The organism is Streptomyces sp. NPDC052016 (assembly GCF_044548445.1).
GTDB lineage: Bacteria > Actinomycetota > Actinomycetes > Streptomycetales > Streptomycetaceae > Streptomyces.
In genome coordinates this window covers 87,824-103,861 of the sequence record NZ_JBIUBX010000008.1, presented here as the reverse complement: position 1 = coordinate 103,861, position 16,038 = coordinate 87,824, and the positions used below count along the sequence as shown (strand labels likewise).

Here is a 16,038-nt window from a genome sequence, read left to right as displayed (position 1 = left end):
GCCGCCGCTCACCGCGTGCGGGACCCGGCTGCGGACCGGGCGGTGGATTCGTCCGGGCGGCTCAACGGGGGCGTGGCCGCGGGGTCGGCGAGCAGGACGGGCACCATGGCGTGCAGGGCCGCCACGGCCCGCTCGACGGCGTCGCGCACCGGTGCGCTGACGCCCGGGGCGATGTCCTCGTCGCCGCTCGGCCGCACCTCGGGCTCACAGGCGAGCACGAGGACGCGCGGGAGCGGCTCGTCGCCCAGGTGGGCGGCCAGGGCGAGCACCTTCGCCGGGTCCATGCCGTGCGCCTCGGGCGGGGCGGTCCCCGTGGTGCGGTCGGGGAGTTCCGGCTCGATCAGCGACAGGGTCCCCGGCCGGTGACCCCGCGCGGCCGCGTCGACCAGGACGGCCGCGTCGTAGCCGTCGAGCAGTTCGTACGCCAGGTCCATGCCGCGGATACCGAAGTCCCGCACCCGTACCCCGGGCGGCAGCGGGCGCCCCTCCAGGGCCCGGATCACCTCCGGGCCGAAGGCGTCGTCGGCGAGGAAGATGTTGCCGACGCCCGCCACCAGCAGACGCGTCCCGGAGCGCGTCATCGGGCGCCCCCGGTGACCTGCTCGCCGACCGCGCGCAGGGGCCGGGCGGAGCCGCTCGGCAGCTTCCGGACGAAGGCCGAGCGCAGCGCGTGGTACGGGGCGCGCGGGTCGAAGAACACAGCGCGCATGCGGGCGAGTTCGGCCCGCCGGTACTCGGCGAGCGGGCGCTGCTCCTCGTCCGCCCGGCGTGCCGCGGCCTTCGCGGCGATCCGCCGCGCGAGGTCCGGGGTGTCGGCGAGTGCCGCCGCCCGGTGCTCGACCTCGGTGGTGAACCGCTGGGGCTCGGCCGGCACCAGACGGTCCACCAGGCCGATCCGTGCGGCCGTCGCGGCGCTCACCGGCAACGCCTCGGTCGTCAGCCGCTGCGCCGCCCCGGTCCCGACGCGGCGCGGCAGCGTGTACGTCCAGTACTCCGACCCGTACAGGCCCATGCGCCGGTAGTGCGGATTGAGGACGGTGCCCGCGCGGCACCAGACCTGGTCGGCTGCCAGGGCGAGCATGACGCCGCCGGCCGCGGCGTTGCCCCCGAGCGCCGCCACCACGAGCCGGTCCGTGGTCCGCAGCACCGCCTCGACCAGGTCGTTCATGGCGTTGAGGTTGGCCCAGGACTCGCCCGCGGGGTCGGCGGCCGCCTCGATGACGTTGAGGTGGATGCCGTTGGAGAAGAAGTCGCGGGACCCGCCGAGCACCAGCACCGAGGCCGGGCGGGCGAGCGCGTACCGGTAGGCGGCGAGCAGCCTGCGGCAGTGATCGGTGCTCATCGCCCCGCCGGGGAAGGAGAAGGTCAGGAAGCCGACGTCACCGAGCTGCCGGTAGCGGATGTCGGTCCAGGTGTTCCGGCCCCGCGGCAGTTCGAGCGGGGCGGCGTCCTCCGGCAGCCAGTGAGGACCGTCGCCGGGGCGTGCCCCCTGGGCGGCGGCGCCGGGCGGGGCGGGCAGGGCGGCCAGTACGGAAGCCGCCGGGCGGCGGAACGGCGCCGGGTCGCCGGAGCTCTTGCGGGGGCGCAGTTCCGGAATCCACACCGCCCCGTCCCGGGTGGCCCGGCAGACCGCCCCGGCCCGCGTCGCGAGCAGGTCACCGGGGCGCCCGCGCAGCCGGTCCTCGAGGTGCCCGCCGTGCAGGAACACCTCCCGGCCGAGGAGTTCGTCCAGGACCCCCGGCTGCGAGTCGGCCCCCCGGAGCTTGCGCAGCACCGTCTCGGTGCTGTCGTTCTCCCAGTCGATCCGTCGCCGCTCCTGGCGGAAGAAGTCGCGCCACACCACGCGGACGGCGGGATCGCTCTGCGCCCGCGGTTTGAACGATCCCTCGGCGTAGCGCCGTACGGCCAGCAGGACGGCGGCCGAGGCGGCGTCGGAGACCTCGTTGCGGTACAGGTCGCTCTTGCCGACCGGCGACACCGGGAAGGGCTCGGCGGCCCACACGTCGCCGGCGTCCATCGCGGCCTCGGCCTGGAGCACCGTCACCCCCCAGTGGGACGCCTCCTCGGCGATCGCCCAGTCCAGGGAGGACGGCCCGCGGTCGCCGGGCGGTCCCGGGTGCACGACGAGGCAGGTGTGCTCCCGCCACACGTCCTCCGGCAGCGCCGTCTTCAGCATCGGGGCGACGACCAGTTCCGGGCGCGCCTCGCGGACGGCGGCCCGGACCGCTTCGGCGCCGTGCGAGGCGAGAACGACGTCCACCCGGTAGCCCTGGTCCGACAGTTCCGCGTACACACGCTGGGACAGGCTGTTGAACGCGCTGGCGACGAGCAAGATGTCCATGAGGGGGCATGTTCGTCGGTATCGGGAACGTCGAGAAGGACCCGGACGGCGTTTCGCCGGCCTCCGCCGGCTTCCTTCCTCCATCCGGATCGCATCGGGGCTTCGCGCGCGGCGGCGTGCGGTCGCCGCGGCCGGAGGCCCCCGGAAGGGTGACGGGCTCGCCCCGGCAGGGCCATGGCCGCACCCTCCCCGGGGGGACCGGGGCCGGCGGTCGCTACTCGGCGCCGAGGCCGGCGTCGTCCACCTCGTCCTTGCCCTCCGCCTGGAGGACCTTGTTGAGCGGTGCGAGGTCGTAGATGCCCTTCAGCTCGGGCTTCTCCAGGAGGCCGGCCTTCACCGCGTGCTCCGCCTCGGTGTCGAGGGTGGCGGCCAGCGGGTCGTCGAGGAAGGTGATGGACTTCCAGGCCGGGTCGATGACCTCGGCGGGCAGCGCCTTGCCGGACTCCTTCTTCAGGGCCGCGTTGGCGGCCGCCTTGGCCTCCTCCGGATGGGCGTTGATCCACTCGTTGGTCCGCACCGAGCCGCGCAGTACGGCCTCGACGACGTCCGGGTGCTCCTCGAGGAACTTCTGCGACACGATGACGTTCGTGATCACGAACTTCTTGTCCGGCCACAGGTCGGCCTCGTCGAGCAGCACCTTCGCGCCCTCGGCGACGAGCTTGGAGGCGGTCGGCTCCGGTACCCAGGCTCCGTCGATCGAGCCGGACTTGTAGGCGTCCGGAGTCACCTTGTTGTCCGTGCGGACGACGGAGACGTCGCCGCTGCCGCTCTCCGCGTCGACCTTCCAGCCCTTCTCCGCGATCCAGTTGAGGAAGGCCACGTCCTGGGTGTTGCCGAGCTGCGGGGTGGCGATCTTCTTGCCCCTGACGTCGTCCTCGGACTTGATCTTGTCCGGGTTGACGACGAGCTTCACGCCGCCGGAGGCGGAACCGCTGATGATGCGCAGGTTCTTGCCGGCCGCCTTGGTGTAGCCGTTGACGGCGGGGGACGGGCCGATCCACCCGATGTCGATGGAACCGGAGTTCAGCGCCTCGATCTCGGAGGGGCCGGCGTTGAAGGTCGCGGACTTGATCGTGGTGCCGCCGAGCTCCTTCTGGAACAGGCCCTTCTGGACACCCACGAGAGCGGTGGCGTGCGTCAGGTTGGGGAAGTAGCCGATCCTCACCTCGTCGGCGGAGAGCTTCTCGGCGTCGGCCGCGACCTCGGCCTGCCTGTCGTCGTCAGTGGACGCGGAACCGTAGCCGCAGGCGGTGAGCAGGAGGGGAAGCGCGGCGGTGACGGCGAGGGTGCGCAGGGCGGTGAGCGGTCTTGCGGCAGACACAGAGGTGTCCTCTCAGGGATGGACGATCAGGGAGGTGCGCACGACGCGAGGTGGGGTCCATGGGCGCGGACCCGCGCTCCGCTCACCGGCCGGGCGCGGGCGGGAACGCCGTCGCGGGCCGAGAAGCCGAGGTGTGCGCCGATGGGGATGTGCGTGTGCACGTGCGTGTGCGAGGTGCCGGTGAGCCGTCAGGTTCTGTGGACGGTCTCAGGCGGGCCGACAGATGGCACTGGACGTACGGCCGAGGTCGATGTGACGACGCGTCGTCAGGAGGGTCGGCGAAGGGGCTGTGCTGATGAGCGTTCTCATGGCCACCCCCGCCTATCCCTAGTTTTCCTACCTGGTTGCTAGGGATACTGGCAGAAGGCGGCGCCCGCCCCAAGAGGGTGTTCACATGACGGATGGCCTCATCTCGCCTTCTGGGACGAGTGGCGCGCGAGCCGGTGCGTCAGGGGTTGACCCAGGCGCCCGGAGCGTCGGTCAACGCGGATACGTCGGCGGGGAGTTCACCCGACGCGACGTCCGCGAGCGACACGCCCTCGAGGATCTGCCGCACGTTGGAGCGCAGCGCGATCCACAGCGGGAGCAGCGACTGGGCGGCGCCGGTGTAGGACAGGTCGGGCGGGCGGACTCCGCGCACCGAGACCAGCGGTCCGTCCACGACCCGTATGACGTCGGCGATGCTGATGTCCCCGGCGGGCTTGGCGAGCCGGTAGCCCCCGTTGCCGCCCCGCTGACTGAGGACGAGGCCGCCTCGGCGCATGTCGTTCAGGATGCTTTCCAGGAACTTGTGCGGGATGTCCTGGGCGTCGGCGATGGCTTCGGCCTTCAGTGGCCCGTCATCCCGTGACGCGGCGAGCTGCAGCGCGGCACGTACCGCGTAGTCCGCCCTGGCTGAGATCCGCATGCGTGCATTATCCCGCACGGCTCCGGCCCGGTGGTCGCTGCCACCGGGCCACGGGCCACCGGGCTGTGTGGCCACCGGGCTGCGTGGCAGCCGGGCCGCCGGGCCCAGCCCGGCCCACCCCCGCTCGCGCGCCGGTTCACCGGCCCGCCCGCTTGTCAGCAGGAGCTGCCGCAGGACGAGGAACTGCTGCCGCACGAGGACGAGCTGCTTCCGCAGGACGACGAGCTGCTGCCGCACGAGGACGAGCTGCTGCCGCACGAGGAACTCGTCGAAGATCCGTCGCACGACGTGCCCATGACGTACCAGGACGCGTCGCTGAGTGAGCTGCCCGCGGCACTCGTCGCCGATCCCGCGCTGCCTGTCCTCCCCGCGCTGCCCGCGCTGCCCGTGGGCCAAGTCCTGCCGCCCCGCCCGACACCCCCGCCGGCGGCGGCCGCCTGGGCGGCGAAGTCGTCCCACGCGCGCCGCCAGGTCCGCCGCAGCAGCCATGTACCACCGGCGATCAGGACCCCCACGGCCACCCCCACCAGGACCAGTGCAGTCACCATGACATTCCCCCTGACCTTCCCCCTGTCGCCGGGCGTTCGCACCGACTGCTCCGAGAGTGCCCCGAGTCATGACGGTTTCAAGCCGTTCTTGAGGAAGTCCAGAGGTTGCGACGTCCCGTGTGGCGCGAAGTCCACGCCGTCTGCCGCCCCTCCAACGCCTGTACCTGGGAGCGGCGTTGGCGCCCGTGCCGTTCGTGGCCGTGCCGAACGGTCATCCGTCGGTGGAGACCTCAGGGCAGGACGAACGGCGGGTGCGCGCCGTTCAGGTAGTAGTCCCCGACATCGCGGAGCCGGGGTGCGAAGGGTTCGTACAGGGTGTGGGTCCGGGCGTTGCGCCAGAAGCGGTCGAAGCCCAGCCGCGCGGACGCGGAACGGGCGCCGACGATGTCGAGGGCGCGGGCGGTGGACTCCTGTGCGGCTGCGCGGCCCCCGGTCACCCGTTCACCCGTCACCCTCGGCCGTCGCACCGGGCGTCGGGTCGGGATCCCCGGTGGTCATGTGCCTTGACCCCCCGTCGGCGCTCCGTGATGCTTGTTGCGGCACGTGAAATACGTACCGTAATGAGCAACGCATGCCTGAAGTCTCCTACCAGCCGTGGAGTGGCCATGACTCACCAGGTCCGTGCTGTCGTCGCCCGGGGGAAGGGCGCCCCCGTCAGTCTGGAAACGATCGTCGTGCCGGACCCGGGACCGGGTGAGGCCCTGGTGAAGGTCGAGGCCTGCGGGGTCTGCCACACCGATCTGCACTACCGCGAGGGCGGCATCAACGACGACTTCCCCTTCCTGCTGGGCCATGAGGCGGCGGGGGTGGTGGAGTCGGTGGGGGAGGGCGTCACCGAGGTCGCGCCCGGTGACTTCGTGATCCTGAACTGGCGGGCGGTGTGCGGCCGGTGCAGGGCCTGTCTGCGCGGCCGGCCCTGGTACTGCTTCGACACCCGCAACGCCGCGCAGCGGATGACCCTGCTCGACGGCACCGAGCTGTCCCCGGCGCTGGGCATCGGCGCGTTCGCGGAGAAGACGCTGGTGGCGGCGGGACAGTGCACCAAGGTCGACCGGGCGGCGTCGGCGGCCGCCGCCGGTCTGCTGGGCTGCGGCGTGATGGCGGGCATCGGCGCGGCGATCAACACCGGCAACGTCGGACGCGGGGACAGTGTGGCCGTGATCGGCTGCGGCGGCGTCGGGGACGCCGCGGTCGTCGGGGCGCGCCTGGCCGGAGCGGCGAAGATCATCGCGGTGGACGTCGACGACCGCAAGCTGGAGACCGCCCGTGGTCTGGGCGCGACCCACACCGTCAACTCCGAGGAGGCCGACGCCGTGGAGGCGATCCGTGAGCTGACCGGCGGTTTCGGCGCCGACGTCGTCATCGAGGCGGTCGGCCGCCCGGAGACCTACCGGCAGGCCTTCTACGCCCGGGACCTCGCCGGCACGGTGGTCCTGGTCGGCGTACCGACCCCGGAGATGAGGCTCGAACTGCCGCTGCTCGACGTCTTCGGCCGGGGCGGCGCCCTGAAGTCGTCCTGGTACGGCGACTGCCTGCCCTCCCGTGACTTCCCGATGCTCATCGACCTCTACCTCCAGGGCCGCCTCGATCTGGACACGTTCGTCACCGAGACCATCGCCCTGGCCGAGGTGGAGAAGGCCTTCGAGCGGATGCATCACGGAGACGTGCTGCGCTCGGTGGTGGTCCTGTGATGACCGGAGCCCGCATCGAACGTCCCGCTCGGCTCGGCCGCGGCTTCTGACCTGCCGTACGCCGGCCGTCGCGCCCGTCTCCCCGGCCCTCAGGGCTCGAGGAGGCGGGCTGCCTGCGTGTGCCTGCGGACCACGTGAGCTCGGTTTTTCCATGCGCATCGCATTGCGTCGGGAGAAACGGGGACGGGCGGGGCGGCGGGCCTTTTCCGGGCCCTTTGGACGCCTTGACAAGGGTTGTGGCCGACTCCAGACTGATGTTGCGCTTACCGCAATCCGTTTCGCTATACGCACCGAGGTGTCATGATGATTCCCGCGTGCCGCCTCGCGGATCTCCCGCGAGGCGAGGCCTTCCGGCTCGACGTCGATCCACCGGTCTCGGTGTTCCACACCGACGACGGCGAGGTCTTCGCCATCGACGACACCTGCACCCACCAGGACGCCTCGCTCGCCGACGGCTGGCTGGAGGGCCGCGAGGTGGAATGCCCGCTCCACGCCTCCAAGTTCGACCTGGGCACCGGAGCCGTCGACGCCCCGCCGGCCAGGCGCCCGGTCCGCACCCACGAGGTCCTCGTCGAGGACGGCATGGTCTACGTCCGGCTCTCCAGCGAGGCCCCCAACCTCCCGCCCTGCGTCGCGTCCCGGCTCGCCGGCGGTCCCGCGTGAGGACCGTGGTCGTGGTCGGTGCCTCGCTGGCCGGGCTGTCGGCGACGCGCTCCCTGCGGAAGCAGGGGTACGACGGGCGGCTGATCGTCGTCGGCGACGAGCCGCACCGCCCCTACGACAGGCCCCCGCTGTCCAAGGACTTCCTGGCCGGCGCCCTCGGCGAGGCGGACCTCGCGCTCGAGGCGGACGACGAGGACCTCCGGGTGGAGTGGCTGCTCGGCGTCCGTGCCACCGGACTCGACGGCGCCGACCGTGCCGTCCGGCTCGCCGACGGCCGGGTGGTCCGGGCGGACGGCGTCGTCATCGCGACCGGCGCCGCCGCGCGCACCCTGCCCGGCAGCGACGGCCTGGCCGGCGTGCACGTCCTGCGCACGCTGGACGACGCCCGGGCCCTGCGGGACGAACTGGCCCGCGGCGGACGCCTGGTGGTGATCGGCGGCGGGTTCATCGGCGCCGAGGTGGCCTCCACCGCGTACACCCTCGGACTGGACGTGACGGTGGTCGAGGCGGCTCGCACGCCGCTCGCCGGACCGCTCGGCGCCGAGATGGGCGCCGTCGTCTCCGCTCTCCACGCCGACCACGGCGTGCGGCTGCTGTGCGGCGTCGGCGTCAAGGGGGTGAGCGGGGAGCGCCGGGTCGACGCCGTCCTGCTCGAGGACGGCCGCAGCGTCCCCGCGGACATCGTCGTCGTCGGCGTGGGCGCACGCCCGTGCGTCGAGTGGCTGGAGGGATCCGGCGTCGCCCTGGACAACGGTGTGAAGTGCGGCGCCGACGGCCGTACCGGTCTGGCGGGCGTGGTCGCGGTCGGCGACTGCGCCAACTGGTACGACCCCCGTGCGGGCGCCCACCGTCGCGTCGAGCACTGGACCGGCGCGCGGGAGCGCCCCGACGCGGCCGTCACCGCGCTGCTGGCGGGCGGTGCGGTGGAACCCGCGGCGCCCAGGCCGCCGTACTTCTGGTCCGACCAGTACGGCGTGAAGATCCAGTTCGTCGGTCACGCGGCCGGCGCCGACAGCGTCACGATCGAGGAGGGCGCCGCGGACGACCGCGACGTCCTGGCCGTCTACCGGCGCGCCGGTCGTCCGGTCGCCGTGCTCGGGATGAACCAGACGCGGCTGTTCACTCGATGGCGCAAGCGGCTCGCCGCCGCCCCGTCTTGACACCGCCCCTGCCGCATTTCATGCTGCCGTTGCATATGGCACGCAGTGTTGCTCTTTACACAACGCTGTCCGGAGTCGCTCTTCCCGGCGCGTGAATGACCCCTCCACGACGTTCACCGAGGAGTGCACCGTGACCTCGACCAGCCTGCCGGAAAGCCTGATCGCCACCCTCCCCGGCTCCTCCTACACGGATCCGGGCATCTTCGCCCAGGAACAGGAGCGCATCTTCGAGACCATGTGGTTCTGCGTCGCGCGCGCCTCCGAGCTGGCGAAACCCGGCGCCTTCCGCACCGTCGACGTGGGCCGCGAGAGCATCCTGGTCACCCGCGCCCGGGACTACTCGATCCGCGCCTTCTTCAACGTCTGCCGGCACCGCGGGGCCAAGCTGTGCACGGAGGAGACCGGCGAGGTCAGGCGCGCCTTCCAGTGCCCGTACCACGCCTGGACCTACGACCTGGACGGCAAGCTCGTCGCGGCCCCCAACCTCACCAAGATGCCCGACGTCGGCCGCACCGAGTACGGCCTGGTGAGCGTGGCCGTCCGCGAATGGCTCGGCTACGTCTGGGTCTGCCTGGCGGAGAACCCGCCCTCCTTCGAGGAGGACGTCGTCGGCGAGGTGATCACCCGCCTCGGCGACGTGGAGTCGATCGAGCGCTACGGCATCCACCACCTCTCGGTCGGCAAGCGGATCGTCTACGACGTCAAGGCCAACTGGAAGCTCATCATCGAGAACTTCATGGAGTGCTACCACTGCGCCACGATCCACCCGGAACTCACCGAGGTGCTCCCCGAGTTCGCCGACGGCTACGCCGCCCAGTACTACGTCGGCCATGGCGCCGAGTTCGGCGCGGAGGTCCAGGGCTTCACCGTCGACGGCTCCGAGGGCCTCGACCGCATTCCAGGAGTCTCCGAGGACCAGGACCGCCGCTACTACGCGATCACCGTCAAGCCGCAGGTCTTCGTCAACCTCGTCCCCGACCACGTGATCTTCCACCGGATGTACCCGATGGCCGTGGACCGCACGATCGTCGAGTGCGACTGGCTCTACCTCCCGCACGTCGTCGCCGGCGGCAAGGACGTCAGCCGGTCCGTGGAGCTCTTCGACCGGGTCAACCGCCAGGACTTCGACGCCTGCGAACGCACCCAGCCCGGCATGAGCTCGCGGACGTACGCCAAGGGAGGCGTCCTCGTGCCCAGCGAGCACCACATCGGCGCCTTCCACGACTGGGTGAACGAGCGGCTCGGCACCCACCGGGGATGACTCAGCCCAGCCAGCCCATCCGGTGGCTGATCTCCTCCGCGCCCTTGACCAGCACCGGGGCGAGTTCGTGCAGGCGCTCCTCGGTGAAGCGGTACGACGGGCCCGAGGCGCTCAGCGCCGCGACGACCTCGCCGTCCTGGTTGCGGATCGGGGCGGCCATGGCGTGCAGGCCGATCTCCAGCTCCTCGAGGGTCCAGGCGTAACCGCGCTCCCGCGCCTCGGCGAGGTTCTTCTCCAGCTTCGTCTTCGCGGTCAGGGTGTGCGGGGTGACCTTCTTCAGACCGGCGTCGGCCAGCAGCGCGGCGCGCTCCTCGGCGGGCAGGTGGGCCAGCAGGATCTTGCCGCTGGACGTGGCGTGCAGCGGGGTCAGCTCTCCGACCCAGTTGTGCGCGGCGACGGCCGCCGGGCCGCGCACCTGGTAGAGGTTGATCGCGAAGCTCTCCTGCATCACGGCGATGTTGATCGTCTCGCCGATCTCCTCGGCGAGCCGCTCGCAGACCGGACGGCCCTGCTGGGTGATGTCGAGGCGTCCCGTGACGGCGCCGGCCAGGCGTACGACGCCGAAGCCGAGACGGTACTTGCCGCGCTCGCCCGCCTGCTCCACCAGACCGCGCGCCTCCAGGGCGCCGAGCAGCCGGAACGCGGTGGACTTGTGAACATCGATCTCGGCGGCCACCTCGCTGACGCCCGCCTCGCCGCGCTGGGCCAGGATCTCCAGCACGCTGATGGCACGGTCGACGGACTGCACACCGCCGGACTGTGAACTCGTCGTTTCGGTCTCTGTGCTGTAGTTGCTCACAGCGAAACTATACGCGTAGTAAACAACACACGGGCAAGCAACCTCGTCGAAACAAAGCCCTCTCAAGTTGCGTCGCTCGCAACCTGGTGCGTATAGCGCTACCAGTACTAGCATGCCTCGCGTATCTGTGGCGCGAGCGAGACGAGGCACCATGGCTTCCCTGCACTACGACTTCGTCATCGTCGGCGGCGGATCGGCCGGCAGCGCACTGGCGAACAGGCTCTCCGCGGACCCGGCGAACCGGGTACTCGTGCTGGAGGCCGGCCGGTCCGACTACCCGTGGGACGTCTTCATCCACATGCCCGCCGCGCTGACCTATCCGATCGGCAGCCGGTTCTACGACTGGAAGTACGAGTCCGAGCCCGAGCCCCACATGGGCGGCCGGCGCATCTACCACGCCCGCGGCAAGGTCCTCGGCGGCTCCAGCAGCATCAACGGCATGATCTTCCAGCGCGGCAACCCCATGGACTACGAACGCTGGGCGGCCGATCCCGGCATGGAGACCTGGGACTACGCGCACTGCCTGCCGTACTTCCGGCGGATGGAGAACTGCCTCGCGGCCGACCCGGACGACGAGTTCCGCGGCCACGACGGCCCCCTCGTGCTCGAGCGCGGTCCGGCCGTCAACCCGCTCTTCGGCGCCTTCCTCAAGGCCACCGAGGAGGCAGGCCACGCCCCCACGGACGACGTCAACGGCTACCGGCAGGAAGGCTTCGCCAGGTTCGACCGGAACGTCCACCGCGGACGCCGGCTGTCCGCCTCGAAGGCGTACCTCAAGCCCGCCATGCAGCGCCCCAACCTCACCGTCACCACCCGCGCCCTCGTCACCCGCGTCCTCTTCGAGGGCAAGCGGGCCGTCGGCGTCGAGTACCGGCGCGGCCGGGGCGCCCCCCGGCAGGTCCGCGCCGGGGAGGTCATCCTCTGCGGCGGCGCGATCAACTCCCCGCAGCTCCTCCAGCTCTCCGGTGTCGGCAACGCCGAGGAGCTGAGCGCCCTCGGCGTCGACGTCGTCCACCACCTCCCCGGCGTCGGCGAGAACCTGCAGGACCACCTGGAGGTCTACGTCCAGTACGCCTGCAGGCAGCCGGTCTCCATGCAGCCGTACATGGCGAAGTGGCGCGCCCCCCTCATCGGGCTCCAGTGGCTCTTCCGCAAGGGCCCGGCCGCCACCAACCACTTCGAGGCGGGCGGCTTCGCCCGCAGCAACGAGGACGTGGACTACCCCAACCTGATGTTCCACTTCCTGCCGGTGGCGGTCCGTTACGACGGCTCGTCGCCCGCCGGCGGCCACGGCTACCAGGTGCACGTCGGACCCATGTACTCCGACGCCGTCGGCTCGGTGAAGATCAGGAGCAGGGACCCGCGCGAGCACCCGGCACTGCGCTTCAACTACCTGTCCACCGAACAGGACCGCCGGGAGTGGGTCGAGGCGATCCGCGTGGCCCGCACCATCCTCAACCAGCCCGCACTCGCCCCCTACAACGGCGGGGAGATCTCGCCCGGGCCGTCGGTACGGACGGACGAGGAGATCCTCGCGTGGGTCGCGAAGGAGGGCGAGACCGCCCTGCACCCGTCCTGCACCTGCAGGATGGGCACCGACGAGATGGCCGTCGTCGACCCGGCCGACCTGCGCGTGCACGGGCTGGAGGGCCTGCGCGTGGTGGACGCCTCCGTCATGCCCTACGTCACCAACGGCAACATCTACGCACCGGTGATGATGATCGCGGAGAAGGCCTCCGACCTGATCCTCGGCAAGGAGCCGCCGGCGCCGTCGAAGGCCGTGTACTACCGCCATCGGGACGCCCGGCAGCAGGCCGGGTAGACGGTGGGCGCCGAAGGACTCAGGGCGCTGCTGGACAGCGTCCGCTACGAGGTGCTGCCCGCGAAGGCGACCGAGGACAAGGTCCTCGCCCACGTCCCGCGCGGCGTCGTGGTCACCGTCACGGCGTCGCCCGTCAAGGGCCTGGAGCCGACCCTCGATCTCGCGACCCGGCTCGCGGCGCACGGTTACCGTGTCGCCCCGCACGTGCCGGCGCGGCTGCTGCGGGACGACACCCACCTGAAGGAGGTCGCGGGCCGGCTGCGCGAGGCGGGCGTGGACGACGTCTTCGTGCCGGCGGGCGACGCGGACCCGCCGGCCGGGCCCTTCGACGGGGCGCTGCCCGTGCTGCGCGGGCTGGGCGAACTGGGCAGCCCCTTCGCCCGGGTGGGCGTCACCGGCTATCCCGAGAGCCATCCGCTCCTCCACGACGACGTCACCGTCCAGGCCATGTGGGACAAGCGCGAGCACGCCACGTACGTCGTGAGCAACCTCTGCTTCGACCCGCGGGTGCTGGGGGAGTGGGTCGCGCGGATCCGGCGCCGGGGCGTCACCCTGCCCCTCCACGTGGGCGTGGCGGGGCCCGTGCAGCGGGCGAAGCTGCTGGCCGTGGCGACGAGGATCGGGGTGGGGGAGTCGACGCGCTTCCTGACGAGGCACGGATCCTGGTTCCTGCGGTTCGCCGCGCCCGGGGGCTACTCGCCCGAGAGGCTGCTGACCCGCGCCGAGGCGGCCCTCACGGCGCCCTCCGCGAGGGTGGCGGGCCTGCACCTCTTCACGTTCAATCAGATCGCCGAGACGGAACGCTGGCGCCGCGCCCTGCTCGACCGCCTAGGGAGCTGAGCGTCGGTGCCGCGTGGCGAACGAGGCGGTTGTCCCCGTACGCGGCGGTGGGGGGGGGGGGGCCGACCCCCCCCCCCCCCCCCCCCCCCCCCCCCCCCCCCCCCCCCCCGCCGCCCACCGCTCAGCGGAAGACCACCGTGCGGTTGCCGTCCACCATGACGCGGCTCTCGCTGTGCCACTTGACCGCGTGCGCGAGCACCTGGGCCTCCACGTCCCGCCCCACCGTGACCAGTTCCCCGGGGTCGAGGGAGTGGTCCACGCGGACCACGTCCTGTTCGATGATCTGGCCCTCGTCCAGATCCGGGGTCACGTAGTGCGCCGTCGCGCCGACGAGCTTCACTCCGCGGTCGTAGGCCTGCTCGTAGGGGCGAGCGCCCTTGAAGCTGGGGAGGAAGGAGTGGTGGATGTTGATGGCACGACCCTCGAGCTGCTTGCACAGGTCGTCGGAGAGGATCTGCATGTACCGGGCCAGCACCACCAGGTCGACGTCCAGTTCGCGCACCAGCTCCAGCAGCCGTGCCTCGGCCTCCGCCTTGGTGTCCCGGGTGACCGGGACGTGGTGGAAGGGGATGCCGTAGGACTCGGCCAGGCCCTCGTGGTCGCGGTGGTTGGAGACGATCGCGGGGACCTCGATGTTGAGCGCGCCGGTGCGCCGGCGGAACAGCAGATCGTTCAGGCAGTGGCCGAACCTGGACACCATGATGAGGGTCCGGGTCGGGGTCGACGCGTCCCGCAGGGTCCACGAGATGCGGTGGGCCTCCGCGACGGGGCCGAATCGGTGACGGAGACCTTCCGGACCGGTGTGCGGGTCGGACACGTCGAAGTGGACCCTCATGAAGAAACGGCCCTGGCGCCGGTCGTCGAACTGCTGGCTCTCCAGGATGTTGCCGGAGTTCCTGACGAGGAAGCCGCTCACGGCGTGGACCAGTCCCGCGCTGTCGGGACACGAGAGAGTGAGGACGTACTCACGGCCAGGTTGCGGTCGAGGGGACATGTGCGGCCTCCGCTGGTGCGTAATGCACAACATGGTGAGCGATACGCAACATCGTCGGCTCGGTGGCCGCTCGCGGTCAAGAGTGGCCGGGCGACTGTGTCCCGGGTGAAATCGTCATCCGCCAACCTCTTGACGTATGTCTGCACATTCGCCAGGGTGTTCCACCACAAGCAATTGGATGCACGATGCGCAACGCATTCCGGCTGAAGGGCTTGGCGCGTGGCAGACCTGTATGTGGACGGGACATGGCGGGAGCCGGTTGCCGGCGGGCGCCGGGACATCCGTTGCCCCGCTGACGGCACGCTCTCCGCGACCGTATCGGAGGGAACCCGCCCCGACGCCGAGGCGGCGATCGCCGCGGCCCGCCGCGCCTTCGACGAGGGACCCTGGCCGCGCACCCCCGAACGGGAGCGTGGGGCGCTGCTGTTGCGCACCGCCGACCTCATCGAGCGCGACGCCAAGGAGTTCGCCCGCGCCGAGTCCCTCGACACCGGCAAGCGGCTGGTGGAGAGCGAGTACGACATCGCCGACGTCGTCTCCTGCTTCCGCTACTACGGCGGGCTCGCGGGCACCGCCGCCGGACGGGTGATCGACACCGGCCGCGACGACGCCGTCAGCCGCGTCGTGTACGAACCCGTCGGCGTGTGCGGGCTGATCACCCCCTGGAACTACCCGCTGCTCCAGGCGTCCTGGAAGGTCGCCCCCGCCCTCCTCGCGGGCAACACGATCGTCCTCAAGCCGAGTGAACTGACGCCCTCCACCTCCATCCTGCTGCTGAAGGCGCTCGAGGAGGCCGGGCTCCCGCCCGGCGCCGCCAACCTCGTCCTGGGCGCCGGGCCCGAGGTGGGCGCACCGCTGGCCGAGGACCCCGCCGTCGACATGGTCTCCTTCACCGGCGGCCTCGAGACCGGCCGGCGCATCATGGCCAGCGCCGCCGCGACCGTGAAGAAGGTCGCGCTGGAACTCGGCGGCAAGAACCCCAACGTGGTCTTCGCCGACGCCGACTTCGAGACGGCCGTGGACTTCGCCCTCACGGCCGTCTTCCTGCACTCCGGGCAGGTCTGCTCGGCCGGCGCCCGGCTGATCGTCGAGGACTCCCTGCACGACCGCTTCGTCGACGAGGTCGTCCGCCGCGCCCGGCGGATCCGTCTGGGCGGCCCCTTCGACCCCGAGGCCGAGACCGGCGCGCTGATCTCGGCCCGGCACCGCGAGAAGGTCGAGGCGTATGTCGCGGCCGGCCTCGCCGAGGGCGCCGTACTGCGCTGCGGTGGCGAGCGCCCCGCCGACCCCGCCCTCGCGAACGGCCACTTCTACCCGCCGACCGTCCTCGACGAGTGCCGGCAGGACATGCGCGTGGTGCACGAGGAGTCCTTCGGACCCGTGCTGACCGTCGAGCGCTTCACCGACGAGGACGACGCCGTACGCATCGCCGACGACACCGAGTACGGGCTGGCCGGAGCCGTGTGGACGCAGGACGCGGGCAAGGCGCAGCGGGTCGCCCGGCGGCTGCGCCACGGCACGGTGTGGATCAACGACTACCACCCCTATGTGCCGCAAGCGGAATGGGGCGGATTCGGGCGTTCGGGCGTGGGCCGGGAGCTGGGACCGACCGGCCTGGACGAGTACCGAGAGCCCAAGCACATCTGGCAGAACATCCAACCCCGGCCGCAGCACTGGTTCCGCGGCTGAAC

General features: G+C 71.6%; 14 protein-coding genes and 1 pseudogene. 7 read left to right on the top strand and 8 right to left on the bottom strand.

Annotated elements, in window-relative coordinates; all coding sequences use genetic code 11:
• Positions 1-8: 8 nt before the first annotated feature.
• The 6 genes and pseudogenes from ACIHAR_RS12430 to ACIHAR_RS12405 form a co-directional block, all read right to left on the bottom strand.
• A complete protein-coding gene (locus ACIHAR_RS12430; protein ID WP_400018988.1) occupies positions 9-581 on the bottom strand; it encodes a hydrogenase maturation protease in 573 nt (190 codons plus the stop codon).
• Entirely contained in the window at positions 578-2,341 is a 1,764-nt protein-coding gene (locus ACIHAR_RS12425) for an enoyl-CoA hydratase-related protein (RefSeq protein WP_400018986.1), read from the bottom strand. Before ACIHAR_RS12425 ends, ACIHAR_RS12430 begins: the two co-directional genes overlap by 4 nt.
• A 214-nt stretch (positions 2,342-2,555) precedes the next feature.
• Complete coding sequence (locus ACIHAR_RS12420) at positions 2,556-3,662, bottom strand: ABC transporter substrate-binding protein (protein ID WP_400018984.1); 1,107 nt, start codon at positions 3,660-3,662, stop codon at positions 2,556-2,558.
• Positions 3,663-3,869: 207 nt separating this feature from the next.
• Complete coding sequence (locus ACIHAR_RS12415; RefSeq protein WP_365468361.1) at positions 3,870-3,971, bottom strand: putative leader peptide; 102 nt, start codon at positions 3,969-3,971, stop codon at positions 3,870-3,872.
• Positions 3,972-4,110: 139 nt separating this feature from the next.
• A complete protein-coding gene (locus ACIHAR_RS12410) occupies positions 4,111-4,569 on the bottom strand; it encodes an Rrf2 family transcriptional regulator (RefSeq protein ID WP_365468358.1) in 459 nt (152 codons plus the stop codon).
• 778 nt (positions 4,570-5,347) lie between these two features.
• A pseudogene (locus ACIHAR_RS12405) lies at positions 5,348-5,536 on the bottom strand (acyl-CoA dehydrogenase); the annotation flags it as partial.
• 186 nt (positions 5,537-5,722) lie between these two features.
• Between ACIHAR_RS12405 and ACIHAR_RS12400 the strand changes: the two are divergent.
• From ACIHAR_RS12400 to ACIHAR_RS12385, 4 genes are all read left to right on the top strand, one after another.
• Positions 5,723-6,808 carry an S-(hydroxymethyl)mycothiol dehydrogenase gene (locus ACIHAR_RS12400; RefSeq protein WP_365468349.1) on the top strand — a complete coding sequence of 362 codons (1,086 nt, stop codon included), beginning with the start codon at positions 5,723-5,725 and terminating at the stop codon, positions 6,806-6,808.
• A gap of 300 nt (positions 6,809-7,108) precedes the next feature.
• Positions 7,109-7,471, top strand: a complete 363-nt coding sequence (locus tag ACIHAR_RS12395) for a bifunctional 3-phenylpropionate/cinnamic acid dioxygenase ferredoxin subunit (protein ID WP_365468346.1) — start codon at positions 7,109-7,111, stop codon at positions 7,469-7,471.
• Positions 7,468-8,631: an FAD-dependent oxidoreductase gene (locus ACIHAR_RS12390; protein WP_365468343.1), complete on the top strand. Its 1,164-nt coding sequence runs from the start codon at positions 7,468-7,470 to the stop codon at positions 8,629-8,631. The genes ACIHAR_RS12395 and ACIHAR_RS12390 overlap by 4 nt, the downstream gene beginning before the upstream one ends.
• Positions 8,632-8,761: 130 nt before the next feature.
• Positions 8,762-9,892 carry an aromatic ring-hydroxylating dioxygenase subunit alpha gene (locus ACIHAR_RS12385; RefSeq protein WP_400018980.1) on the top strand — a complete coding sequence of 377 codons (1,131 nt, stop codon included), beginning with the start codon at positions 8,762-8,764 and terminating at the stop codon, positions 9,890-9,892.
• Position 9,893: 1 nt separating this feature from the next.
• Here the strand turns inward: ACIHAR_RS12385 and ACIHAR_RS12380 are convergent, their stop codons facing one another.
• On the bottom strand, positions 9,894-10,640 hold the full coding sequence (locus ACIHAR_RS12380; protein WP_400019154.1) for an IclR family transcriptional regulator: 747 nt from the start codon (positions 10,638-10,640) through the stop codon (positions 9,894-9,896).
• A 202-nt stretch (positions 10,641-10,842) separates the two neighbouring features.
• Between ACIHAR_RS12380 and betA the strand changes: the two genes are divergently transcribed.
• Both betA and ACIHAR_RS12370 read left to right on the top strand, forming a co-directional pair.
• The gene (gene betA, locus ACIHAR_RS12375) at positions 10,843-12,513 is read left to right on the top strand and encodes a choline dehydrogenase (RefSeq protein ID WP_400018977.1); all 1,671 of its coding nucleotides are present in this window, start codon (positions 10,843-10,845) and stop codon (positions 12,511-12,513) included.
• 3 nt (positions 12,514-12,516) lie between these two features.
• Positions 12,517-13,353, top strand: a complete 837-nt coding sequence (locus ACIHAR_RS12370; protein WP_400018975.1) for a 5,10-methylenetetrahydrofolate reductase — start codon at positions 12,517-12,519, stop codon at positions 13,351-13,353.
• A gap of 121 nt (positions 13,354-13,474) precedes the next feature.
• On the opposite strand, the gene purU is transcribed toward ACIHAR_RS12370, so the two are convergent.
• Positions 13,475-14,347 carry a formyltetrahydrofolate deformylase gene (gene purU / locus ACIHAR_RS12365; protein ID WP_365468331.1) on the bottom strand — a complete coding sequence of 291 codons (873 nt, stop codon included), beginning with the start codon at positions 14,345-14,347 and terminating at the stop codon, positions 13,475-13,477.
• A gap of 219 nt (positions 14,348-14,566) precedes the next feature.
• Here purU and ACIHAR_RS12360 point away from each other — a divergent pair, with 219 nt between their 5' ends.
• Positions 14,567-16,036, top strand: coding sequence for an aldehyde dehydrogenase family protein (locus tag ACIHAR_RS12360; protein ID WP_400018972.1), 1,470 nt, complete (start codon positions 14,567-14,569; stop codon positions 16,034-16,036).
• Positions 16,037-16,038: the final 2 nt, after the last annotated feature.

Bases quoted from the DNA above. Each gene is read 5' to 3' on its own strand.
- ACIHAR_RS12415 (WP_365468361.1), bottom strand. From the start codon at position 3,971: ATGAGAACGCTCATCAGCACAGCCCCTTCGCCGACCCTCCTGACGACG.
- ACIHAR_RS12430 (WP_400018988.1), bottom strand. From the start codon at position 581: ATGACGCGCTCCGGGACGCGTCTGCTGGTGGCGGGCGTCGGCAACATC.
- ACIHAR_RS12425 (WP_400018986.1), bottom strand. From the start codon at position 2,341: ATGGACATCTTGCTCGTCGCCAGCGCGTTCAACAGCCTGTCCCAGCGT.
- ACIHAR_RS12400 (WP_365468349.1), top strand. From the start codon at position 5,723: ATGACTCACCAGGTCCGTGCTGTCGTCGCCCGGGGGAAGGGCGCCCCC.
- ACIHAR_RS12410 (WP_365468358.1), bottom strand. From the start codon at position 4,569: ATGCGGATCTCAGCCAGGGCGGACTACGCGGTACGTGCCGCGCTGCAG.
- ACIHAR_RS12395 (WP_365468346.1), top strand. From the start codon at position 7,109: ATGATGATTCCCGCGTGCCGCCTCGCGGATCTCCCGCGAGGCGAGGCC.
- purU (WP_365468331.1), bottom strand. From the start codon at position 14,347: ATGTCCCCTCGACCGCAACCTGGCCGTGAGTACGTCCTCACTCTCTCG.
- betA (WP_400018977.1), top strand. From the start codon at position 10,843: ATGGCTTCCCTGCACTACGACTTCGTCATCGTCGGCGGCGGATCGGCC.